Origin of the sequence: Massilia sp. Root133, from assembly GCF_001426525.1 — a bacterium.
GTDB lineage: Bacteria > Pseudomonadota > Gammaproteobacteria > Burkholderiales > Burkholderiaceae_D > Telluria > Telluria orientalis.
Genome location: NZ_LMEW01000034.1, coordinates 493,875 through 514,827 on the forward strand (window position 1 = coordinate 493,875; position 20,953 = coordinate 514,827).

Sequence of the window (20,953 nt, forward strand, 5' to 3'; positions counted from 1 at the left end):
GCCACCCTGGCGCTGTGCGCCGCCACCACCGCCGGCGCCCAGCACATGCACGGCGCGCCGGCACCCGCATCGTTCGTCGCCAGCAGCGACAAGCCGTTCGCGGCGCTGATGAACGACGCGATGGCGATCATGGACCGCGACATGGCCGCCGCGCCGATGAACGGCGAGCCGGGCCACGACTTCGTCACGATGATGATGCCGCACCACCAGGGCGCCATCGACATGGCGAAGGCCGTCCTGCTGAACACGCAGGACCCGGAACTGCGCAACCTGGCGCTCGGCATCATCGCCGAGCAGCAGAACGAAATCAACGTGATGCGGGCGTGGCTGGCACGCCACCCCTCGTCAACAAGGAGTCAGCATGAACACCATTGAACGGCTCGCCATTGCCGCGGGCGCCCTCGCCGTCGCGCAGGCGGCAATGGCCCTCCCGGCGGCCTCGGACCGCGTGTACACGGCCGACCAGAACACGAACACCATCTCGGTCTTCGACCCGGCCGGCAACCGCCTGCTGGGCCAGATCGTGCTGGGCAACCAGCGCCCCGACGTGCTGTCGCCGCTGTACCGCGGCGAGATCAACGTGCACGGCCTCGGCTTCTCGCCCGACCACAAGACGCTGGTCGCGATCTCGAACGGCTCCAATTCCGTGACGTTCATCGACACCGCGACGAACAAGGTCAAGGGCAAGACTTATGTCGGCCGCTCGCCCCATGAAGGCTTCTTCACGGCCGACGGCAAGGAAGTGTGGGTCGTCGTGCGCGGCGAGGATTACATCGCCGTCATCGACCCGCACACGTTCAGGGAAACGCGCCGCATCCCGACGGCCGTCGGTCCCGGCATGGTGCAATTCCTGCCGGACGGGAGGCTCGCGTTCGCCGTCTCCAGCTTCACGCCGGAGGTCGACGTCATCGACGTCAAGGCGCACAAGGTCATCAAGCGGATTCCCGTCGTCAGCCCGTTCTCGCCCTTCCTGCAGTTCACGCCGGACCATCGCGAGATGTGGATGACGCACAAGGACGTCGGCAAGGTCACGCGCATCGACACGCGCACGTTCGAGGTGACGGGCGTGATCGACACGGGCTTCATCACGAACCACCTCGCGTTCGCCCGCGTCGGCGGCAAGACGTACGCGTACGTGACGGTGGGCGGCGAGAACGTCGTGAAGGTGTACACGACGGACAAGGACGCGACGCTCGTCGCCACGATCCCGACCGGCGCGCTGCCGCACGGGATCTGGACGTCGGACGACAGCAGCCGCGTCTACGTGGGCCTGGAAAACGGCGACGGGGTCGACGTCATCGACCCCGCCGTCAACAAGGTGGTCGCGCACATGCCCGGCGGGCAGGCGCCGCAGGCCCTCGTCTACCTGTCGCACGTGGCGGCGCCGGGCAGCGTGGACAACCTGAGTCCGAGGATTAACCAGGACGCCGTCAACATCCCGCTCGCGGCGCGCGACGGCGCAACGACGGCACGCGGCTTCGTCGTCGCGCGCCAGTTGGGGGTCGTCGATGCGCTCGAGGTCAACGTGTTCAAGCTCAAGCCGGCGACGCAGTACAGCGTGGTCCTGGGCGGCCAGCCGGTCGGCACCGTGCGCACGGATGCGAAGGGCAATGCGAACGGCACGATGATCGGACCCGTGCGGTCCTTCACCCGGCCGGACGCGGCGCCCGCCGGCCAGGCCGCCGGGAAGATCCTGATCATGGAGGGGACGACAACCCCCTCCCCGGCCGCGGCCGTGCTGGCGGGCTGACGCCGTCAGAACTTGTAGCGGGCCCCCAGCATGTAGCGCGGACCGCCCGTCGTGACCGACAGGACCTGCATGTCGGTGCGGCCGTGCTGGCGCTGGTGCGCGTCGGTCAGGTTGATGGCTTCCAGCGACAGGCTCAGGTTGTCGTTCACGTTGTACCCGATCGACAGGTCGACCTGGCCGTACGGTTCGACGTAGCCCGGATTGGCGCGGTTGTTCTCGGCCACGGTCGACAGGAACTGCCCGCGCCAGTTGTACGCGAAGTTTCGCCTGGCAAATCACTTTTGTTAAAAGCGCAAACACTCACGCCGATTTCACACCGTGTTAAGCAAACAATCCGCAGCGGTGCGATCATTGCGTTCTCTGCATCCGACAACTCATAGAGGACCCATGACCACCTCCAGCTATCCCGACACCCGCCTCCTGATCGCCAACGAATGGGTCGACGCCACCGGCGGCAAGACGATCCCGGTCGTGAACCCGGCCACGGGCCAGGCGATCGGCACCGTCGCGCACGCGGCCATCGCCGACCTGGACCGCGCCCTCGCCGCCGCCCAGAAGGGCTTCGAAGCGTGGCGTTTCGTGCCCGCGGCCGAGCGCGCCGCCACGATGCGCCGCGCCGCCAGCCTGCTGCGCGAACGCGCCGGCGACATCGCCCGCCTGCTGACCCAGGAACAGGGCAAGCCGCTGGCGGAAGCAAAAATGGAAGCGCTGGCCGGCGCCGAGATCATCGACTGGTTCGCGGCCGAAGGCATGCGCGTGTACGGCCGCATCGTGCCGGCCCGTAACCCGCAGGCGCAGCAGCTCGTGCTGAAGGAACCGGTCGGCCCCGTCGCCGCCTTCACGCCGTGGAACTTCCCGATCAACCAGGTCGTGCGCAAGCTGGCCGCCGCGCTGGCCACCGGCTGCTCCTTCCTGTGCAAGGCGCCGGAAGAGACCCCGGCTTCCCCGGCCGCGCTGTTCCAGTGCTTCGTCGACGCGGGCGTGCCGGCCGGCGTCGTGGGCCTCGTGTTCGGCGATCCGGCCGAGATCTCGGGCTATTTGATCCCGCACCCGGTCATCCGCAAGGTCACGTTCACGGGTTCCACGCCGGTCGGCAAGCAGCTCGCCGCACTGGCCGGCGCGCACATGAAGCGCGTGACGATGGAACTGGGCGGCCATGCGCCGGTGATCGTCGCCGAAGACGCGGACGTGACCCTGGCCGTCAAGGCCGCCGGCGCCGCCAAGTTCCGCAACGCGGGCCAGGTCTGCATCTCGCCGACCCGCTTCCTCGTGCACAACGCGATCAAGGACGAATTTACGCGCGCCTTCGTCGCGCATGCGGAAGGCCTGAAACTGGGCGACGGCCTGCTCGAGGGCACGACCCTCGGTCCCCTCGCCAATTCGCGCCGCGTGACGGCGATGGCGAAGATGGTCGAGGATGCGCAGGCCAAGGGCGCCATCGTCGCGACGGGCGGCAAGCGCGTGGGCGATGCGGGCAACTTCTTCGCGCCGACGATCCTCGCCGACGTGCCCCTGGAAGCGTCGATCTTCAACGACGAACCGTTCGGCCCCGTCGCCGGCATCCGCGGCTTCGACAGCCTCGAAGATGCGATCGCGGAAGCGAACCGCCTGCCGTACGGCCTGGCCGGCTACGCGTTCACGCGCTCGATCAAGAACGCGCACCTGCTGATGAACCGCGTGGAAGTGGGCATGCTGTGGATTAACCAGCCGGCCACGCCGAGTGCCGAGCTGCCGTTCGGCGGCGTCAAGGATTCGGGCTACGGTTCCGAAGGCGGTCCGGAAGCGCTGGAAGCCTACCTCAACACGAAGGCCATCTCGATGGTGGGCGTCTAGGCGACGCCGACGCGGTTGCGGCCGGCGTGCTTGGCGCTGTAGAGCGCCGCGTCGGCCTGCGACAGCAACGTGCCGATGGGCGTGTCCGCGGCCTTCCGGCAGCCCAGGCCGATGCTGACGGTGGCGTGCAGGCGCACGCCGCTCTCCAGCACCGCGGGCTGCGCCGCGAACGCGTCGCAGATGCGCTGCGCGATCGCGCGCGCGTCCCCGGGCGCGCTGCCGGGCAGCAGCACGGCGAACTCCTCGCCGCCCAGGCGCCCCAGCACGTCGCCCGCGCGCAAGCATCCCGCCGCCACGCGCGCGAAATGGGCCAGCACGGCGTCGCCGGCCGCGTGGCCGTGGGTGTCGTTGACCTTCTTGAAAAAATCGATGTCCATCATCAGCACGGCGGCCGCCTGCACCGTGTCCGCGCGCGCCATGAAGCCGCCGCGGTTGAGCACCTGCGTCAGCGGATCGTGCGAGGCCGCATGCTGCAGCCGCGCCAGCAGCTCGTTGCGCGCCACCATCACGCTGGCGACGGCCAGCGGCGCCAGCGCCGTCAGCGTCACCCCGACGCGCAGCGACATGACGGCCTGCGGGGTATCGACTGCAGCGCCGATCGCGAGCATGCCGCTGGCGATCGCAAGCAGGGTCCACATCGAGAACAGCAAGGTGATGCCGGCCGTGGCGAACAGGCTGTACGTCAGCGCGCACCACAGCATCGCGGGAATCGGGAAGGAGATCACGCCCGGCCCGCCCAGCTGCGTCTCCAGCCACAGGCTGCCCGCGAACGCGGCCAGCGGCGCGAGATGGCCGATGCGCCAGGCGGGCGCGTCGCCGCGGCGCCCGCGTCCGGCCAGCCGGCGCGCGAGGTCCGGCATCGTCAGCAGCACGGGCAGGATCGCGATGGTGTTGACGAGCTCCGTCGAAAACCAGAACAGGAAGCCGTAGGCGCGCGTGCCGCCGAACAGCGCCGGGTGGATCACGGTGCCGCCCACGCCGGCCGCCGCGGCGCCGCACAGCGCCACCAGCACGAAACGCAGCATCGAGCGCGGATGGCGCAGGCCGCGCATGTCGTCGCTCATCCGTTTCAGCAGCGCATAACACACCGACACGCCCATCAGGTTGGTCGTCGTGAGCATGACGGTCTTGGGCCAGCCGTGCCGCATGATCAGGTCGGCGACGATGTAGCCGGCGATGGCGGCCAGCCAGTGCGCCGCTGTCGGCGGATGGGCGCGCCGCAACAGCAGCCCGACGAGGACGGCGTTCGTGGGCCAGAACGCGGCCAGCACGCCCGGGGGCGCCGTGTAGATGCCGAAGATGGAACAGACGAAGACGAGCGCGCCGACGAGCAGCGCGTCTTTCAGGTCGAGGCCGGCAACCGGTCGATGGGGGGCATGGGAAAGTTGCACGGCTCGAAGGAATCGGTGAACACGCTTCCGGCCAGATTAACACAGTTCCACACGGAAACAATCTATTCTGACAAGGGGCGTGTTCACACCGCAACGCCAGCGCGCCGCCATTTCCGCGCAAGCGGGAAGCCATGCTGAATCGACCAAGGGCGCTCAGTATGGATCCCGCTTTCGCGCACTAGTGTCCGGAATATTGTTTTCAAAAACCGTCAGAAATAGCATCGTCATTCCCGCGCAAGCGGGAATCCATACTGAGTAGCAGTCAGCATGGGTTCCCGCTTTCGCGGGAAGTCGTTTCCGGCAATGCCGGGAACGACGGTTTTTCCTATGGCGGGCCTATTTTCGACGGTAAAAACTATTCCGGACAGCAGCGCGCTTTCGCGGGGACGACGAGTTTGGGTACTTACGGCTTGCCGACCACGATCCCCCGACCCGCCGTGCTCATGTAGACCACGCCGAACGTGTTCATGTCACCGACGACGAAACGGCCGTTGCCCGGACCGCCGTACTGGTGCGCGTTGTCGTTGATGCGGGTCCAGCTCTGGCCCGCGTCGGTGGACCGGTACACGCCGGTCACGCCGCCGATGGTGCCCCAGATGAACACGGTCGGATACGACGCGCCCGCCGCGGCCTTGCCGAAGCCGACCGCGCCGCAATACGTGACGTTGGCGATATTGCTGAATTGCCAGCCCGAGCTGGTGGTCCGAGCAAGGCCGCCCCAGTTCAGCGGCACCCAGATATCGCCTTCGCGGCCCGGCGCGGCGCGGATCACGTCGCTGCCCCAGGTGGCCAGCGTGTTGAACTTCCAGAACGACGCGCCGCTGTCCGTGCTGATCATGAAGCTGCCGTCGGCCGGGTTGTACACGTAGAACTTGCTCGCATTGGCCGGATCCGCGACCGGCCGCGCATTATTCACGCCGAGGCCGCCCACCGTCGACCAGCTCGCCCCCATATTGGTGGAACGGTACATGGTCGACGAATTGGACGGGTTGTGCAGCAGGACCGTGCCGCTGGCCGAGAGCGCCACCTGGCCGTACGTGCCGTTCATATTGGTTTGGTTCCAGTTCACGCCGCCATTAGTCGACGTGTACATCTTGTTCCCGACGCGCACCGCGAGGCTCTTGTTGGCGTCGGCGACGGCCAGGCCCGTGGTCGTGCCCATCGTCGGCGCGAATTGCGGATTCGTGTACGTGTCGATGTTGTAGTGCAGGAAGCCGTCGTAGTCGCCGATGGCGGACAGCACGGGGCCGCCCGGGATGCTGTTGATGTTCAGCGGCACCGTTTCTTCCAGACCCTTGACGGTGAACGTCCACGTGGTCGGCACGGCGTCGATATTGGCCGTCTTGAAGATGCCGTTGCCCGAGGTCACCCACACGGCCTTGTTGTTGAACGGATCGAACACGGCCACGCCGGCCCAGTGGATCGCCTTGCCGTTGATCCATGGCACGCCGCCATTGTCGCGGACGAAGCCGCGGTTGATCACGTCGGTCCAACTGGCGCCGCCGTTGGTCGAGAGGTAGATATGGTCGCCCCAGCTGTCGCCCTGCTGCATGTACTGGTTGATGGTCGACGCGACCAGGCGCTGCGAATTGGACGGGTCCACGCTGATGCCGCTGAACGCCGCGTTGACGCCGGACGGGGTCACGTTGGTCCACGCGCCGTTCGAGATCGTGTAGCGCCAGATCTGGCCGCTGTTCATGGGTTCCGAGCCCGAGCCGTTGCCGTTCGGTCCGGCGCCGTTGGCATACGTGATGACCACGTTACCGGCGCCGTCGAACGCGGCGCGCTGCGGCATCAGGCCGGACGGGCTGCCGGAGATGGCGCTGAACGACGCGCCGCCGTTGTCGCTGCGGTACAGGTTCGCCCCCGCCGAGCCGTAGCGCGAGACGCCGACCAGCAGCCGCTGCGCCACGCCGCCCGACACGCTGGACGGATCGGCCAGGACGAGGCTGATGCCGTTGTCGTTGGGCGTCGTCGTCACGTTCAGCGCCGTCACCCTGGCCCAGCTCGCGCCATAGTTCGTGCTCTTGAACAGCCCGCTCTGGCGCGTGCCGGCATACAGCACATTGCTCGATCCCGGGTCGACGACGAGCCGTTCGCCGTTCTGGCGGCCCATGCCGTTGCCGTGCGCCTTGAACTGGCTCGTCACGTCGGCGACCGTAAACGTCCTGCCGTAGTCGGACGAGCGCAGCACCGCGGTCTTGCCGTTGTTGAAATAATTGATCCCGACGGTCATGTAGACATTGGCCGCGTTCTTCGGGTCGACCGCGAGCGCTTCGACGCCGAGGAAGCCGACCTGGTCTTCCGCCACCCAGTCCAGCAGCGACACCCAGCGGCCGCTGGCATTGTCCCACCGGTACGCGCCGCCGACGTCCGTGCGTGCGTACACGACATTCGCTTCCGTCTTGCTGGGAATGACGGCGGACACGAATCCGCCGCCGCCGATGCCGACATTCCCCCACGAATACGCCATCGCCGGCTGCTGGACGGCCAACGCAGCCGCCGCGAGCAGTGTTGCATTGATCAACTTCATGTAATGCCTCCTAAGATTTGTTATGCATCTGAAGTAAGACAACGCCTGTTTCTGGGCAGGCGTCGATTCCCGCACCGGCCTGTCTCCGCCAGGCCGAACCGCAAGAATCTTCGAAACATAGCCGACGGATTTGCGCGCACACGGTGATGTAACCGTGATTGGAATAAATTGTTCACGCACTTGGTCAGTTTCATAACGGCGTGGCGCCGCCGCGGGCCTCCAGCACTCGGTCGATGAGCCCATACTCGACGCCCTCGGCGGCGGACATGTAACGGTCGCGGTCCGTGTCCTTCTCGATCCGCGCCAGCGTCTGCCCCGTGCGCTCCGCGAGCATCGTGTTCAGGCGGTGGCGCTGGTACAGCATCTCGCGTGCCTGGATGTCGATGTCGGCCGCCACGCCCTGCGATCCGCCGTGCGGCTGGTGGATCATGATGCGGGCGTTCGGCAATGCGTACCGCTTGCCGGGCGCGCCGGCCGCCAGCAGGAACGAGCCCATGCTGGCGGCGAAGCCCGTGCACAGCGTCGATACGGCGGGGCGGATGAACTGCATGGTGTCGTACACGGCCATGCCGGCATACACGGACCCGCCGGGCGAGTTGATGTACAGTGAGATGTCCTTGTCCGGATTGTCCGATTCGAGGAACAGCAATTGCGCGACGATCAGATTGGCCGACTGTTCCGTCACCTCGCCGACGAGGAAGACGACGCGCTCCTTCAGCAGGCAGGAATAGATGTCGAAGGCGCGGTCGCCGCGGCCGGTCTGTTCGATGACGGTGGGAACGAAATTCATGATGGTCCTTGCGGTGGTGGAAGGTGCCGCCATGACGCTTGCGGCCGGGCGCCGTGTGACGGCGAAAAAAATAAACCCGCGGCGTGTCACATCCTTGCCGCGCCGGGCGTCAAGCGGTACCACCACCAGCGAGGAGATGCACGATGCCATGCACCAGCGCCACCGACGTGTTCGAACAATTGCGTCCGCGCCTGATCGCGCTCAGCCTGCGCATCGTCGGCAGCGCGGCGGACGCCGAGGACGTCGTGCAGGACTGCTTCCTGAAATGGCAGGCCGCGGACCGGGCCGCGCTGGCGACGCCCGCGGCGTGGCTGACGACCGTCGTGCAGCACCAGTCGATCGACCGCCTGCGCCGGCGCGCGCGAGAGACGCAGGCCGCGCTCGCCGCCATGGAACTCGTGCCCGCCGCGCCGCCCGCCCCGCCGGACGAGGCGCTGCTGCGGCGCGCGCACGTGGGCGACGCGCTGGCCCGGCTGCTCGCCCGGCTGACGCCGTCGGAGCGGCTGGCGCTGGTCCTGTTCGACGTGTTCGAATGCAGCCACGCCGACATCGCGGCCGCGCTCGGCACGACACCGGCGAACGCGCGCCAGCACCTGTCGCGCGCGCGGCGCCGCCTGCGCGCACCCGAGGGCGACACGCCGCCGGACGACAAGCTGTGCCGCGAGCTCATCCTCCGCTTCCATGCGGCGCTCGACGGCCTCGACGTGCCTGCGATGATCACCCTGCTCACCGAGACGCAGCCGATGGCCGTGCGCGCCCGGGCGTGCGCCAACGATGCCGCGTACGATTTCCGGATGGCGGCATAGGGACGGCGACGACGTTATAATGGCTCGTCCATTGCTGACGCGTCCCTCCATGCATTACGCCCTCGCGCCGCGCACGCTCTTCTTCAGTCATTACTTCTATACCGGCCTGCGCATCGCCACGGGCGTCGTCGGCCTGACGTTCCTGACGTACGCCGTCGCCGACCTGCCGACCGCGATGGCGGTGGCGATGGGCGCGCTGTGCACGAGCCTGATGGACCTGCCCAGCCCGCTGCGCCACAAGTTCAACGAGATGCTGGCCGGCGTGCTGACGTGCTCGCTGGTGGCGCTGCTCGTCAGCCTGAGTTCTCCCGTGCAATGGCTGCTGCGCACCGTCATCGTGCTCGTCTCCTTCCTCGCCAGTATGATGACCGTGTACGGCCGCAAGGCGATGCCGCTGCAGTTCGTCGCGCTGTTCGTGATGATGCTGTCGAGCGACGCCGCCGCCACGCCGCTGCAGGCGCTGCGCCACGCCGCCCTGTTCTTCGCGGGCGGTGCCGGCTACATGACGTATGCGATGGTCGTCGTCTGGCGGCTGCGGCGCCGCCTGAAGCAGCAGGTGCTGGCCGAAGCGCTGTACGAACTGGCGGCCTACACGGGCATCAAGGCGGGCTGCTACGACATGGCCATCCCGCTGCCGGCGCAGATGGAAAAGCTCGTACGCCAGCAAAGCGTGCTGGCCGAACGCCAGCAGGCGTCGCGCGACCTGGTCCTGCGCGGCAAGCCGAGGGACGACGAGGCCGTCCTCGTGCGCGTGCACTACGCCATGTTCGACCTGTACGAACTGGTGCTGTCGACGCACACCGATTACGCCCTGCTGCGCCAGCATTTCGCGGGCGGCCCCGTGCTGCCGCTGCTGGGCGACCTGATCGGCAAGGCGGCGCGCGACATCGAATCGGCGGCATACGCCATGACGCGCGACCGGCCATCGCATGCCGATACGGACTACCGCGCCGAACTGGCCGCGCTGGAGACGGCCCTGCGCGCCCTGCCCCCGGCCGACAGCGACGAAGTCAATGCGCAGGCCGTGCTGCGCGCCACGTCCAACAAGATCCGCGACATGATCGCGATGATCGCGCGCCTGCACGCCGCCAGCGGGACGGACGGCGGGACACTCCCGATGGCGCCGGGCAGCGACCTGACGCCCTTCCTCACCCAGCAGCGCTACAACCTGGGCACGCTCGTCGCCAACCTGCGCTGGACCTCGCCCACGTTCCGGTTCGCGCTGCGCGTGGCGATGGCGATCTCGGTGGGCCTGCTGTCGTCCGAATGGCTGCCCTACACGTCGCACGGCTACTGGACGGCGCTGACGATCGCCGTGATCCTGAAGCCGACGTTCAGCATGACGCGCCAGCGCCGCACCGACCGCCTGGTCGGCACGCTGATCGGCTGCGTGCTCACGGCGCTGATCCTCCGCTTCGTCCATTCGCCTGCCGCGCTGATCGGCGTCCTGTTCGTCGCGACCGCGGCCGGGCCGACCTTCCTGTCGATCAAGTACCGCTACACGGCGATCGCCGCCAGCGTGCAGGCCCTGCTGCTGATCGGCCTGACGGTGCCGCATTTCGCCGGCGCCATCGAGCAACGCCTGCTCGACACGCTGCTCGGCGCGCTGATCGCCTCGTTCTTCAGCTACGTGCTGCCGAACTGGGAACACCAGCACCTGCCGGAGCTGGTGGACGCCGTGACCGGCGCCAACCGCGGCTACATCGACGCCGCCGAGGACCTGCTGCTGGGACGCGCGGCCGACGATGCCCGCTACCGGATCCAGCGCAAGCGCTTCATGGACGCCCTCGCGAACCTCAGCGCGGCGCTGGGCCGCATGCTCGACGAACCGGCGGCCCAGCAGCGCGCGCCCGCCGAGCTGAACCGCTTCACGGTGCAGAACTACCTGTTGATGGCGCACATGGCCGCGCTGCGCCTGCTGCTGCAGCGCTACGCGGACAACCTGCCGCACGCGGAAGTCGAAGCCACGCTCGGACACGCGTTCGCCCGCCTGCGCGGCACGCTCGGGGCCGCGCAGGCGGAGCCGGCACCGCTGCCCGGCAGCACGGTCCGGATCGCGGCCTGGGCCGGCTGGGCGCCGCTGCGACGCCGGCTGCGGCTGCTGCAACAGGACGCGGCGCAGGTGGCGCTGTGCCATGGCGTGATCGATGCCGCACTCGGGCGCACGATGCATCGATCCACTTCAAAAACCGCGGACGCCGGATGGAACTAAATGCGCCCCGATCCGCTCTGTAATTCATGATCCTGGCGCAGACACGCGATCATGAACACCTCCAAACCACTCTCCGGCAAGCGCATCGCGGTCCTGGCCGCGGACGGATTCGAACAGGCGGAACTCAAGATGCCGCTCGCGGCCCTCGCCGACGGCGGTGCCGACGTGACATTGATCTCGCTGCGGCGCGGACGGATCCGCGGCATGCACATGCACCAGCCCGGCGACCTCGCACGCGTCGGCAAGGCCATCGACGACGCCCAGGCCGCCGACTACGATGGCCTGCTGATCCCCGGCGGCTACATCAGCCCCGACAGCCTGCGCCAGTCCGCCCCGGTGCGGGCCTTCGTGCGGCAGTTCGATACGGCGGGCAAGCCCATCGCGCTGCTGTCCCAGGCGCCCTTGATCCTCGTGTCGGCCGGGCTCGCGCCGCGGCGCACGCTGACGTCGTGGCCGGGCATCCGCGACGACGTCGTCAACGCGGGCGCGACCTGGCTCAACCAGGACGTGGTGCGCGACGCGCACGTGCTGTCGTGCCGCGGCACGCAAGACCTGGCCGCGTTCGTACAGGCGTTGACGCCCTTCTTCGCGGGCGAACCTGCGACGCAGGCCAACGCGGCCGAGGCGCGATCGGACCCGGCGCAGGACAAGCCGCTGGAACAGCCGAACCAGTCGCTGCGCTGGCTCGCGGCGCCGTCGTTCGGGACGATGCTCAGCCTGGCGCTGCTGGGCGTGGGGGTCGTGGCCGCGCAGCGCGTACGGCAAAAGACCGCTTCCGCGGACGCGCCCGCGGAAGACGCTAGTGCTCGCGCACGAGATTGAACTGCCGGGCCTGGCGCTTGTAGTCGGCCACGGCCTGGCGGATGTAGCGGGTCAGCGCATCGCCCGTCAGCGCGAGCGGATACAGGCCGATCTGCGCGCGCATCTGCGCGAACTCGGGCGCCGACTCGATGCGGTCGAAGGCTTGCACCCAGCGGCGGTAATCCGCGTCGGACACGTCCGGCCCCATCAGGATGCCGCGGATCAGCGGCCACACGATATCGTAGCCCTGCTCGCGCGCCGTGGGTACGCCGGCCATCGCGCCCGTCAGGCGTTTATCGGACAGCACGGCGAGCACGCGCACCTTGCCCGACGCCGTGTACAACGCCGTCTCCGACACGTCGCTCGACACGACCTGCACATAGCCCGCCTGCATCGCGACGAATTCCTCGCCGCCCCCTTCCAGCGCGACGAAGCGCAGCTGGCGCGGGTCGAGGCCGGCCTGGCGGGCCAGCAGCGCCATCTTCATCCAGTCCTGGCTGCCGATCGTGCCCGACATGCCGATCACGATCTTCTCGGGGTCGCGGCGCAGGACCTCCACCAGGTCGCGCAGCGAACGGTACGGCGAATCGGCCGGCACGGCGATCACGCCGTAGTCGACGCCGAGCGCCGCCACCCAGCGCACGTCGTCCGGACTGGCCTTGCCGAACTTGCCCTGCGCGAGATTCAGCAGCGACCCGCCGGAGAACGCGACGAGCGTATCCGGCTCGGCGCGCCGCTGCGACACCATCGTGTGCCATGCCACGGCGCCGATTCCGCCCGGCAGGTAGCTCAGCTTCAGGCGCGGCGCGCCAGGCTTGGCTTGCAGCGCCTTCTGGGCGAGCTTGCAGGTCAGGTCCATCGCCCCGCCCGGCTTGGACGGGACGAGGCATTCGGCGGCGGGTTGTGCCGCTCCGGCGGGCAGCGCGGCCAGCAGCGGCAAGGTCAGCAGGATCGTGCGCAGGGACGTCATGACGCTCATGATACTCGCGTTCGCGTGCGCTTCAGTGCAGTTGCGACATTGCCAACAAGGTCAGCGTGACCGTGATCGCGCCGCCGATACGGGTGGCGATCTGGGCGAACGGCATCAGCTGCATGCGCTCGGCCGCCGTCAGGATCGCGACGTCGCCCGTACCGCCCTGGCCGCTGTGGCAGGCATTGATGATCGCGGTCTCGATCGGGTACATGTTCATGCGGCGGCCGACGAAGAAGCCGGTGGCGATCAGGCTGGCGACGGTCGAGACGATGACCGTCAGGTTGACCACGTTGAAGGCGGAGACGAGCTTGTCCCACGGCGTCATGGACGCGCCGATCGCGAACAGCAGCGGGTACGTGACGGCCGTCGAAAAGAATTTGTAGACGATATAGGAACTCTGCTGCAGCTGCGGCGACACGAGACGCGACAGCTTGAACATCACGGCCACGAACAGCATCGCGACGGGGGCCGGGAAATCGAACAGGCGGAAGCACATCATGCCGACCATGTACAGCGAGATCGAGGTGATGCCCGCGGCGGCGATGTTGGCGATGTCGAACTGGCCCGGCAGGCTTTCCGCCTGCGGCGCGATGGCTTCCTCGCCCGGCTGCAGGCGGCCCTGGCCGGTCAGGTGCGGACGCTTCTTGCCCAGCGAATTCAGCATGCCGGACAGCAGGATCGCCGTCAGGCTGCCCAGCATCACGGGCGGCAGGACTTCGGCGAAGATATGGCCCTGCTCCTGGCCCAGGATGCCCGCATAGCCGATCGACAGCGGGATCGCGCCCTCGCCGACGCCGCCCGCCATGATCGGCGCGACGAGGTAGAAGAACGTGTGGTACGGGCCCAGGCCCAGCAAGGTGCCGACCGCGGTGCCGACGGCGCCTGCCACGACGGACCCGATGGCCAGCGGCACGAAGATCTTCAGGAAGCCCTTGATCAGGACGTTGCGGTCCATGCTCAGGATGCTGCCGACGATGATCGACGAGATGAACAGGTACAGGAAATTGGTGGACTTGGTGAAGTCGACGACGTTCTTCAGCACGGGCGCCGGCAGCAGCTTGCTGAAGGCGAGATACGACGGGATGAACGTCGCGAAGATGGCGGCGGCGCCGATATTGCGGAAGTACGGCAGGCGCTTGCCCAGCTCGGCGCAGGAAAAGCCGCCGACGGTGAGGATGGCGATCGACACGCAGATATCGTTCGGCACCTTGCCGGTCGCGACGAAGCCGCCGATCAGCGCCAGCAGCAGCACATAGACCGGCAGCGGCACGATGCCGATGCGGGTGCGCGCGATGGTGCGGACGATCCGTGGAATGGACGTGCCGGCCGCCTGCTGTTCTGCGTTCGCCGGAGTGTAGGTTGTCGTGTTCATGTGTGCTCCTCTTTCTTGTCCAGGCCAGATATCGGATCCGTTGATACGGACGATCAGCCTGGTGAATGGAGCCCACTATATCGACGCAACCCTTCAATTACCTTTCAGCGGCATAATGGCGGGTTTTCGCCGTCCTTGACGAGGTTTTCGTGTTTTCTCCCGTATCGCTCGACGTCAGCGCCGCCATCAAGACCCTCGTGCTCACCTTGGACCTGCTGGGCACGTTCGTGTTCGCCCTGAGCGGCGCCGTGGCCGGCGTGCGCCGCCGGCTCGACCTGTTCGGCGTGCTGGTGCTGTCGTTCGTCGCCGCCAACTCGGGCGGCATCGCGCGCGACGTCCTCATCGGCGCGACGCCGCCGTCCGCGATCCGCGACTGGCGCTACCTGGCCGTGTCGCTGCTCGCGGGCGTGCTGATCTTCTTCTGGTATCCGCGCATCAAGCGCCTGCAGAGCCCCGTGCTGATCTTCGACGCCGCCGGCCTCGCCCTGTTCTGCGTGGCCGGCGCCCAGAAAGCCCTCGTGTTCGGGCTTGACCCCGTGATGGCCGCGCTGCTCGGCATGCTGACGGGCGTCGGCGGGGGCGTCGCGCGCGACGTGCTGCTGTCCGAGATCCCGGCCGTGCTGCGCTCGGACATCTACGCCGTCGCCGCCCTGGCCGGCGCGGCCGTAATGGTGACGGGCGACGCGCTGGGCGTGCCGGGCACCGTGAGCGCCTGCGCCGGCGCCGCGCTGTGCTTCGGCCTGCGCCTGGCGGCCATCAAGCTGGACTGGCACCTGCCCGTCGCGCATGCGTCGCTGAAGGCGGCGGAGGATGCGGCGAAGGCGGAGGGGCGGAACGAGCGGTAGGAACGGCTTCGGGAGTCTGGGGGCGACAGTACTGCCGACTCGCGCTGGTCCAGCGAGTCGGACGATACTCCCATTGAATCGTAAATTTCAGCTGACTTTTTTCGGACGGATTGTTGCGTCATGCGGTAAGGATCGCTGCTTGCAATCTCAGCAACTTTGCAAATACACTAGTTGTCCGACAACTTTCCGCCCGATCATGAATACCGACTTCAAGAAGCGACTAGCCGTTCTCGGATTTGCCGCGCTTGCCGGCTGCGCAACGCAACCGGCAGCCGTTCCCCCTGCCCTGGCCGACGCGCTCGCCCACAAGGGCGTCGGCCCCGTGGACAACTTCAACTACGTGGATGAGCATGGCAAGCCGATGACCGAGCGCGAGTTCGTGGCGCAGGTCAAGCAGTCACGCCGGTTTGCGGTCACCAGGGCGCACGACGACCGCGAGCGGGACGTGACCTTGCGCTTGCGTCCGGTTGGCTACGATGCCGGCCAGACCGGCAGCGCGCTGCCGTCGGCATCGCTGAATCCGGCCGAGCTGCCCGCCATGATCGATTTCAGGACGTGCCCGAGGCCAGCGTATCCGCCGGACGAGGTGCGGGCGAAGCACACGGGCCTGGTCAAGCTGAACTTCCTGATCGGCGCCGACGGGGCCATCAGGAAGGCGGAGATCGGCATGTCGTCGGGCTACCCCGCACTGGACCAGGCCGCGCTGGCGGCCCTGTCCCGCTGCAGCTTCACGCCGGGCACGTCGGCCGGCGCGCCGGTGGAAAAGGTGTCCATCGTGCAGTACAAGTGGAGCATCGAATGACGCCGGGTCAGCCCGCGCGCCGGTAGTGCATGGCGACCGCGCCATTGCGCAGCGGCGTCGCGGAGAGCAGTTCGAGCCGGCGCGTGGCCGGCAGTCCGCTGTCGTACAGCGTCGGACCGTGCCCGGCGATCCTGGGATGGACGAGGAAGCGGTACGCGTCGATCAGGTCCAGCCGTTCGAGCGCGGCGGCGAGCTTGCCGCTGCCGAGGAGCACGCCGTTCGGGGTCGCGTCCTTGAGCTGCTGCACGCTCGAACGCAGGTCGGCCGTGACATGGTGGCTGTTCGTCCAGGGGAAGTCGGACCGGGTCGAGGACACCACGTACTTCGGTTTGACCTCCAGCTTGTCCGCCCATGCGCGCAGCGCCGGCGGCGCGTCGACGGCGCCGCGCGCGACCGCCGGCCAGTAGGCCTCCATCATTTCGTAGGTAACGCGGCCCCACAGCATCGCCCCGGCCTCGTCCATGAGGTCGGTGAAAAAGGCATGCGTCTCGTCGTCGGCGATGCCATCCCGGTGGTCGACGCAGCCGTCGAGGGTCAGGTTGATACTGAAGGTCAAAAGTCCCATCGTGTCTCCGTTCGCTTGGTCGCTCTAACAATACCTTTCGACGTACCGCCATCAGCGACGAACGCGATAGCGGATGTGCGTGGCATCCGGTGTGTCGATCACCCGGACGATCTCCAGCTCGATCCGTGAAGGCAACACCTCGAACAGCCGACGGCCGCCACCGAAGAGCACTGGTATCTGATGGATCTGCAACTCGTCCAGCACACCGGCCTCAAGTGCCCGTTGTGCCGTGTACGCGCCGAGCACCAGCACGTTCAGGTTGCCGGCGGCGGCCTTCGCCCGAGCCATCGCGTTCCCGATGCCGTCGCGCACATACGTCACCAACGGATAGTTTGCGACGGATGGGCCGGCCGGCCGGTGGCTGGGTACGAAGATCGGGACACCGTGATTGTCTCCGCCCCAGTGATCGATTTGCTCCACGGTCCGCCGACCCGCCAATATCGAACCAGGCGTATTCCACTCGTCCCACAATTCTCCGACGGCTCCAGACGGCCGGGAAAAGTCCCCATACCACTCATGCAGCCGATCGAAGGCATCGCCTCCAGGATTGCCGACTTCGTCGTTCGGACCGGCAATATATCCGTCGAGCGACATTGACATGAATAGTACCGACGAAGCCATTTGAATCTCCTGCGCTCATTAGAAATGATGTTGTCTCTGCACGACGTACGAGGAGCAGCAGGATCGACATGATTGCTTCAGATTTTTTACGACGTGCATGCGACGAGCGCCGGCCGTCCCCAAGCGGACACTCTGCGATATCCAGCTCAAGAACGCTTCGCGTCATCGCCGCCTACGCCGAAGTTCAGCTTGTAATTGCGACACGATATTGTTGTAGCGTGGTTTCTTGGGTTCGAGCTGAATGCTGCTCTGAAAATCATCATAGGTGATCCAGAATTCGCCATCAGCTACAGCGACCTCTGCTATGCATTCATCGAATGTGATAACCGCTTTCGACAGGGACGTTGCGCCCAAGCGTCGTTTCCACTTCTCGACATGAGCTGGAAACTCACCCCATGTTGACGACGGCTCAAGAACAAGTGCTAGTCCACCGCTAGCCATTTTGACGGTGTCGAACTGGTCCATAACTGTTTGCAATGCTGTTGCTTCTTGAAGTCTGACGGTCCGCTTCTGGCCGATTGCGGAAGTCCGTAAAGGGCCGGGCACGGCGAATGTTGCTTCAACTGAAATATTGGGTTTGCCAGGCGGACTAGGTGGGATTGATGCTGTTCAGTCCCAGGTAACGCCCTTCCTGGTCGACGTGCGCCGGGTCTACATCCATCTCGCTGTCCGGCACTGCAGTCAGTTTGTTGAGGATGATGAATTCCATCGTTGCGTAGCCATGCGACAACGTCACGTCATTGCCGACTGGGTACTGCGCGAAGCGGTAGACTTTTATGGTCATCGATATCTCCAGTTCGGGCTTCACTTAGATTCCGCTTCTTTCAGGTAAAGAACCACCTGAAAACAGGCAGAAATTTCGTTCTTACACAACCTGGACCAAAGTGGACTGTCGCCTCCGCTCTGTTCGCCAGCGAGATGCTCGCAGTATCGATATCGCCGCGGCGGATCGGTTCCAAATTTCAGCCAGAGGGCCAACGTTAAGCCAAAGCGCATATGACAGATAATATCTTCATCATAGGTCTTTAAGTCAGTATTCTCTAGGCGGGATTGCGGACGTCCGCTTCTGACCGAAAGCGGACGGTCTTAACGCTAGAGGCCTGATGGCCAAGGCTTGCTGTCTTCGCGCGGCGGTGGGGCGAGAAGTTCGACTTCCCAACCTTCGAACGGCGGACTGACCGTGTATGTCGGATCGCAGTAGCTTCGGATGTATTGCGCAGCTCGATACTCAGCGTATTTTGCGTTGGTTGGCATCCCGTCCCCGGAGAGCTCGATGACGTTCGCAAAGATCGCATAGGCCTGTTCCATCAAGCTTGGCGACGCGAGCATCTCTCGGCGGTAGTCGATTCCCTCGAGTAAAGGGTGACCGACGGTGCCATTTGCAATCCAGAAGCTGAACGTCCGTAGTGCTCCAGCGAAGTCCGGACTCAATTTTCTTGGATAACTAGAAGACCCATCCGGCTGCTTCGTTTTGTCAAAGAATCCCATCCAGTACTCCTATGACTGCGACGTCTGCTTCTGTCGAAAGCGATCGTTGTAAGCGCTTTCAAAGTCAGTCGTTGCAAGCACTTTCAACGTTATTACGGTAGCTTTGAGAAAGACCATCCATCTGGTAAGCGGTTGGCCAAGGCCTTCAATTCATCCAGATGCTTGTCGGGCATGTTGTTGAACACGCAGACCATGCACAATATGATAGCGATCTTTCGACGCAACTTAGTCTAAGGTCCGCTCCTGGCCGAACCCGACCGTTCGTAACGGCTCAGCGCACGGCCCGTATTGCTCTCCCGGCAAGTCCGGTTTTTGGTCGACGTATTTAGTCCCCCGGCCCGTCGCAGGGCAGCTTGTCCATGTCCGCCAGCGTCCACTGGTCGCGCCACCGCACGACCGGCTTGCCGCCCTCCCACTCGATGGGCAGCCACACGTAGCGCCCGTCGATCGCATCCTCCTTGCGCCAGACGTCCAGCATCAGGATATGCCGCGTGCAGCCGTTGCGCCGGAGCGTCAGCGCATAGGTCGACTGGCCGCCGAACGTTATCTTCTGCTGGTCCGGCGTGCCGCGCACGGGGTTGCCGAGCGCCCGCCACGGGCCCGATATAGCGTCCGCCACGTACGACTTTGCCGCGTTCGGCGCCCAGCCCGTCAGGCCCGACGTCACGAGGTAGTATTTGCCGCCGTGCTTGAAGACGGCCGGCGCCTCGTCGTCGCCGTTCTGCTTCACGCGCGCATACTGCCCCGCCGAACGCAGGTAGTCGTCCGTCAGGCGCGATACGTGCATCGTGTGATTTTCCTCCGACGCGTAGAACTGCCAGGCCTTGCCGTCGTCGTCCACGAACAGGGTCATGTCGCGCGCCATCTGCCCGCCCGCGTGGTCGCGCGCGAGGAAGGAGATGGCGGGATCCTTGTCCTCGGGCTTGACATCGACCGGCCACGCGCCCGCGTCCGGCCGGAACGAGCCCTGGTAAACGTACGGCCCCGTCACCTTGTCGGCGACGGCCACGCCCGAGCGCGCCGCGTCGTAGCGCTTGCCCTTCAGCTCCAGGTGGAACCACATCACGAACTTCCCTGTCTGCGGATTGCGGATCACCTTCGGCCGCTCGATGATCGCGCCCTTGACGATGTCGCTGGCCGGGTCGTTGCTGACCGCGAGCGCGATGCCCTCGTCCTTCCAGTCGGTCAGGTTGCGCGAGCTGTACACGTGCACGCCGACCTGGGCGACGTTGCCCGCCGTGCCGGACACCTTGTGCTCGCCGAACCAGTAATACACGCCGTCGTGTTCCAGGATCCCGCCGCCGTGCGCGTTGATGTGCACGCCCTTGTCATCCGGCCAAAGCGCGCCGGGGCGGAACACGCCGTCCGCCTGTGCCGCCGTCGCCGTCGCCGCGCCCAGCAGCGCTGCCGCCGCCAGGAAGAGCTTCATCTTGTGCTTCATACGTTCGTCTCCATGAGTGGTTGTGCAATGTTATCGATATCCCCACCTTTTGTCTCGGACTTTTTATTACACTGGCCGCCGCGACCGATGAAAGGAAGACAATGAGACCGGTGCTTGCCCTGCTTGCGGTATTCAGCGCGACGTCCTGCTTCGCCCAGCCGGCACCGGCGCAAGAGCAGCTGGCGTTCTGGATGGACGCCGGCGACCACGGTATCGTACAGTGCACGCTCGCGACGATGCCGGTTGGGGGCGACATCCGGCAATTCCTGCGCCTGACCCTTGGCGTGGGCGTCGACCCCAGAAAGCTCGAACTGGTCGGCAAGGTCAGGCTGCGCGAGGACGACCCGCCGGCCCGCCCCCACCTGCTGGAAATCGGCGCGGGCGCGCAGACGGCACTCAGCGTCGCGCTACACCCGGACAAGGCTGACCGTGCGTCCGCGCAGATCCCCGCCCCGGCCATGATGGACGTGTTGCGGACGTTCCTGCGCCAGCGCACGCTGTGGATGCGCATCGACGGCGCCGCCGCGCGGACGGTCGCCGTCGCCGGCAAGGAGGCGGACCTGGCGTCCTGCGTCGCCACCCTCGAGCGCGACCTCGCCGACGAACGCGCCGCCCGCGCCCGCGGCGATGTCAGCGACGCCTTCCCCAGCCTGCAGAGCGATTAAGCACCGATTGCATCCGGCAGCGGATATCTGCTACCATGTGATCGATAACAAATATGGGAGACCTC

General features: G+C 66.3%; 21 protein-coding genes. 9 read left to right on the forward strand and 12 right to left on the reverse strand.

The features are described 5' to 3' along the window. Positions 1–45 precede the first annotated feature (45 nt). Both ASD28_RS26640 and ASD28_RS26645 read left to right on the forward strand, forming a co-directional pair. Positions 46–375 (forward strand): DUF305 domain-containing protein, encoded by a 330-nt coding sequence (locus tag ASD28_RS26640; RefSeq protein ID WP_229412181.1) that lies wholly within the window; start codon positions 46–48, stop codon positions 373–375. After that, positions 362–1,750, forward strand: a complete 1,389-nt coding sequence (locus tag ASD28_RS26645; RefSeq protein WP_056135854.1) for a YncE family protein — start codon at positions 362–364, stop codon at positions 1,748–1,750. The genes ASD28_RS26640 and ASD28_RS26645 overlap by 14 nt, the downstream gene beginning before the upstream one ends. Before the next feature lie 5 nt (positions 1,751–1,755). Here the strand turns inward: ASD28_RS26645 and ASD28_RS26650 are convergent, their stop codons facing one another. Continuing rightward, a complete protein-coding gene (locus ASD28_RS26650) occupies positions 1,756–1,974 on the reverse strand; it encodes a TonB-dependent receptor (RefSeq protein WP_056135857.1) in 219 nt (72 codons plus the stop codon). A 163-nt stretch (positions 1,975–2,137) separates the two neighbouring features. Between ASD28_RS26650 and ASD28_RS26655 the strand changes: the two genes are divergently transcribed. Next, positions 2,138–3,583, forward strand: a complete 1,446-nt coding sequence (locus ASD28_RS26655) for an NAD-dependent succinate-semialdehyde dehydrogenase (protein WP_056135860.1) — start codon at positions 2,138–2,140, stop codon at positions 3,581–3,583. Here the strand turns inward: ASD28_RS26655 and ASD28_RS26660 are convergent. From ASD28_RS26660 to clpP, 3 genes are all read right to left on the reverse strand, one after another. Then, entirely contained in the window at positions 3,580–4,974 is a 1,395-nt protein-coding gene (locus tag ASD28_RS26660) for a GGDEF domain-containing protein (RefSeq protein WP_056135863.1), read from the reverse strand. The genes ASD28_RS26655 and ASD28_RS26660 overlap by 4 nt on opposite strands. A 403-nt stretch (positions 4,975–5,377) precedes the next feature. Next, entirely contained in the window at positions 5,378–7,507 is a 2,130-nt protein-coding gene (locus tag ASD28_RS26665; protein ID WP_056135866.1) for a hypothetical protein, read from the reverse strand. Positions 7,508–7,697: 190 nt separating this feature from the next. Further along, on the reverse strand, positions 7,698–8,297 hold the full coding sequence (gene clpP / locus ASD28_RS26670; RefSeq protein ID WP_156403856.1) for an ATP-dependent Clp endopeptidase proteolytic subunit ClpP: 600 nt from the start codon (positions 8,295–8,297) through the stop codon (positions 7,698–7,700). 143 nt (positions 8,298–8,440) lie between these two features. On the opposite strand from clpP, the gene ASD28_RS26675 reads away from it, so the two are divergent. The 3 genes from ASD28_RS26675 to ASD28_RS26685 are packed head-to-tail and all read left to right on the forward strand — an operon-like array spanning position 8,441 to position 12,137. Further along, a complete protein-coding gene (locus tag ASD28_RS26675) occupies positions 8,441–9,103 on the forward strand; it encodes a sigma-70 family RNA polymerase sigma factor (protein ID WP_056135871.1) in 663 nt (220 codons plus the stop codon). A 49-nt stretch (positions 9,104–9,152) separates the two neighbouring features. Continuing rightward, positions 9,153–11,315: an FUSC family membrane protein gene (locus ASD28_RS26680; protein ID WP_056136038.1), complete on the forward strand. Its 2,163-nt coding sequence runs from the start codon at positions 9,153–9,155 to the stop codon at positions 11,313–11,315. Between the two features lie 51 nt (positions 11,316–11,366). Then, positions 11,367–12,137 (forward strand): type 1 glutamine amidotransferase domain-containing protein, encoded by a 771-nt coding sequence (locus tag ASD28_RS26685; protein ID WP_082579194.1) that lies wholly within the window; start codon positions 11,367–11,369, stop codon positions 12,135–12,137. Here ASD28_RS26685 and ASD28_RS26690 read toward each other — a convergent pair. After that, positions 12,115–13,086, reverse strand: coding sequence for a tripartite tricarboxylate transporter substrate binding protein (locus ASD28_RS26690; protein WP_056136042.1), 972 nt, complete (start codon positions 13,084–13,086; stop codon positions 12,115–12,117). The two genes, ASD28_RS26685 and ASD28_RS26690, sit on opposite strands and share 23 nt — an antisense overlap. 31 nt (positions 13,087–13,117) lie before the next feature. Next, the gene (locus ASD28_RS26695) at positions 13,118–14,461 is read right to left on the reverse strand and encodes a 2-hydroxycarboxylate transporter family protein (RefSeq protein WP_056135874.1); all 1,344 of its coding nucleotides are present in this window, start codon (positions 14,459–14,461) and stop codon (positions 13,118–13,120) included. 149 nt (positions 14,462–14,610) lie between these two features. On the opposite strand from ASD28_RS26695, the gene ASD28_RS26700 reads away from it, so the two are divergent. Both ASD28_RS26700 and ASD28_RS31440 read left to right on the forward strand, forming a co-directional pair. Beyond that, complete coding sequence (locus ASD28_RS26700) at positions 14,611–15,306, forward strand: trimeric intracellular cation channel family protein (protein ID WP_056135878.1); 696 nt, start codon at positions 14,611–14,613, stop codon at positions 15,304–15,306. A gap of 196 nt (positions 15,307–15,502) precedes the next feature. After that, a complete protein-coding gene (locus ASD28_RS31440; protein WP_162252969.1) occupies positions 15,503–16,108 on the forward strand; it encodes a TonB family protein in 606 nt (201 codons plus the stop codon). Positions 16,109–16,115: 7 nt separating this feature from the next. Here ASD28_RS31440 and ASD28_RS26710 read toward each other — a convergent pair whose 3' ends face one another. The 6 genes from ASD28_RS26710 to ASD28_RS26725 all read right to left on the reverse strand — a co-directional run bounded on the left by ASD28_RS26710 (position 16,116) and on the right by ASD28_RS26725 (position 20,223). Then, positions 16,116–16,673, reverse strand: coding sequence for a dihydrofolate reductase family protein (locus tag ASD28_RS26710; RefSeq protein ID WP_056135885.1), 558 nt, complete (start codon positions 16,671–16,673; stop codon positions 16,116–16,118). 51 nt (positions 16,674–16,724) lie between these two features. After that, a complete protein-coding gene (locus tag ASD28_RS26715; RefSeq protein WP_056135888.1) occupies positions 16,725–17,294 on the reverse strand; it encodes a dihydrofolate reductase family protein in 570 nt (189 codons plus the stop codon). Positions 17,295–17,456: 162 nt separating this feature from the next. Further along, positions 17,457–17,759 (reverse strand): hypothetical protein, encoded by a 303-nt coding sequence (locus ASD28_RS32125; protein WP_156403857.1) that lies wholly within the window; start codon positions 17,757–17,759, stop codon positions 17,457–17,459. Positions 17,760–17,883: 124 nt separating this feature from the next. Further along, entirely contained in the window at positions 17,884–18,102 is a 219-nt protein-coding gene (locus ASD28_RS26720) for a hypothetical protein (protein WP_156403858.1), read from the reverse strand. Between the two features lie 284 nt (positions 18,103–18,386). Then, on the reverse strand, positions 18,387–18,782 hold the full coding sequence (locus tag ASD28_RS31445; RefSeq protein WP_082577420.1) for a hypothetical protein: 396 nt from the start codon (positions 18,780–18,782) through the stop codon (positions 18,387–18,389). Between the two features lie 325 nt (positions 18,783–19,107). Beyond that, positions 19,108–20,223: a glycoside hydrolase family 43 protein gene (locus tag ASD28_RS26725; protein ID WP_082577421.1), complete on the reverse strand. Its 1,116-nt coding sequence runs from the start codon at positions 20,221–20,223 to the stop codon at positions 19,108–19,110. 101 nt (positions 20,224–20,324) lie between these two features. On the opposite strand from ASD28_RS26725, the gene ASD28_RS26730 reads away from it, so the two are divergent. Next, positions 20,325–20,888 carry a hypothetical protein gene (locus tag ASD28_RS26730; protein WP_056135901.1) on the forward strand — a complete coding sequence of 188 codons (564 nt, stop codon included), beginning with the start codon at positions 20,325–20,327 and terminating at the stop codon, positions 20,886–20,888. Positions 20,889–20,953 lie beyond the last annotated feature (65 nt).

What these genes read in the sequence shown, in the direction of transcription:
- ASD28_RS26675 (WP_056135871.1), top strand. Translation starts at nt 8,441, where the DNA reads ATGCCATGCACCAGCGCCACCGACGTGTTCGAACAATTGCGTCCGCGC.
- ASD28_RS26665 (WP_056135866.1), bottom strand. Translation starts at nt 7,507, where the DNA reads ATGAAGTTGATCAATGCAACACTGCTCGCGGCGGCTGCGTTGGCCGTC.
- ASD28_RS26715 (WP_056135888.1), bottom strand. Translation starts at nt 17,294, where the DNA reads ATGGCTTCGTCGGTACTATTCATGTCAATGTCGCTCGACGGATATATT.
- ASD28_RS26640 (WP_229412181.1), top strand. Translation starts at nt 46, where the DNA reads ATGCACGGCGCGCCGGCACCCGCATCGTTCGTCGCCAGCAGCGACAAG.
- clpP (WP_156403856.1), bottom strand. Translation starts at nt 8,297, where the DNA reads ATGAATTTCGTTCCCACCGTCATCGAACAGACCGGCCGCGGCGACCGC.
- ASD28_RS26710 (WP_056135885.1), bottom strand. Translation starts at nt 16,673, where the DNA reads ATGGGACTTTTGACCTTCAGTATCAACCTGACCCTCGACGGCTGCGTC.
- ASD28_RS31445 (WP_082577420.1), bottom strand. Translation starts at nt 18,782, where the DNA reads ATGGGATTCTTTGACAAAACGAAGCAGCCGGATGGGTCTTCTAGTTAT.
- ASD28_RS26655 (WP_056135860.1), top strand. Translation starts at nt 2,138, where the DNA reads ATGACCACCTCCAGCTATCCCGACACCCGCCTCCTGATCGCCAACGAA.
- ASD28_RS26685 (WP_082579194.1), top strand. Translation starts at nt 11,367, where the DNA reads ATGAACACCTCCAAACCACTCTCCGGCAAGCGCATCGCGGTCCTGGCC.
- ASD28_RS26680 (WP_056136038.1), top strand. Translation starts at nt 9,153, where the DNA reads ATGCATTACGCCCTCGCGCCGCGCACGCTCTTCTTCAGTCATTACTTC.
- ASD28_RS31440 (WP_162252969.1), top strand. Translation starts at nt 15,503, where the DNA reads ATGAATACCGACTTCAAGAAGCGACTAGCCGTTCTCGGATTTGCCGCG.
- ASD28_RS26690 (WP_056136042.1), bottom strand. Translation starts at nt 13,086, where the DNA reads ATGACGTCCCTGCGCACGATCCTGCTGACCTTGCCGCTGCTGGCCGCG.
- ASD28_RS26725 (WP_082577421.1), bottom strand. Translation starts at nt 20,223, where the DNA reads ATGAAGCACAAGATGAAGCTCTTCCTGGCGGCGGCAGCGCTGCTGGGC.
- ASD28_RS32125 (WP_156403857.1), bottom strand. Translation starts at nt 17,759, where the DNA reads ATGGACCAGTTCGACACCGTCAAAATGGCTAGCGGTGGACTAGCACTT.
- ASD28_RS26730 (WP_056135901.1), top strand. Translation starts at nt 20,325, where the DNA reads ATGAGACCGGTGCTTGCCCTGCTTGCGGTATTCAGCGCGACGTCCTGC.
- ASD28_RS26645 (WP_056135854.1), top strand. Translation starts at nt 362, where the DNA reads ATGAACACCATTGAACGGCTCGCCATTGCCGCGGGCGCCCTCGCCGTC.
- ASD28_RS26695 (WP_056135874.1), bottom strand. Translation starts at nt 14,461, where the DNA reads ATGAACACGACAACCTACACTCCGGCGAACGCAGAACAGCAGGCGGCC.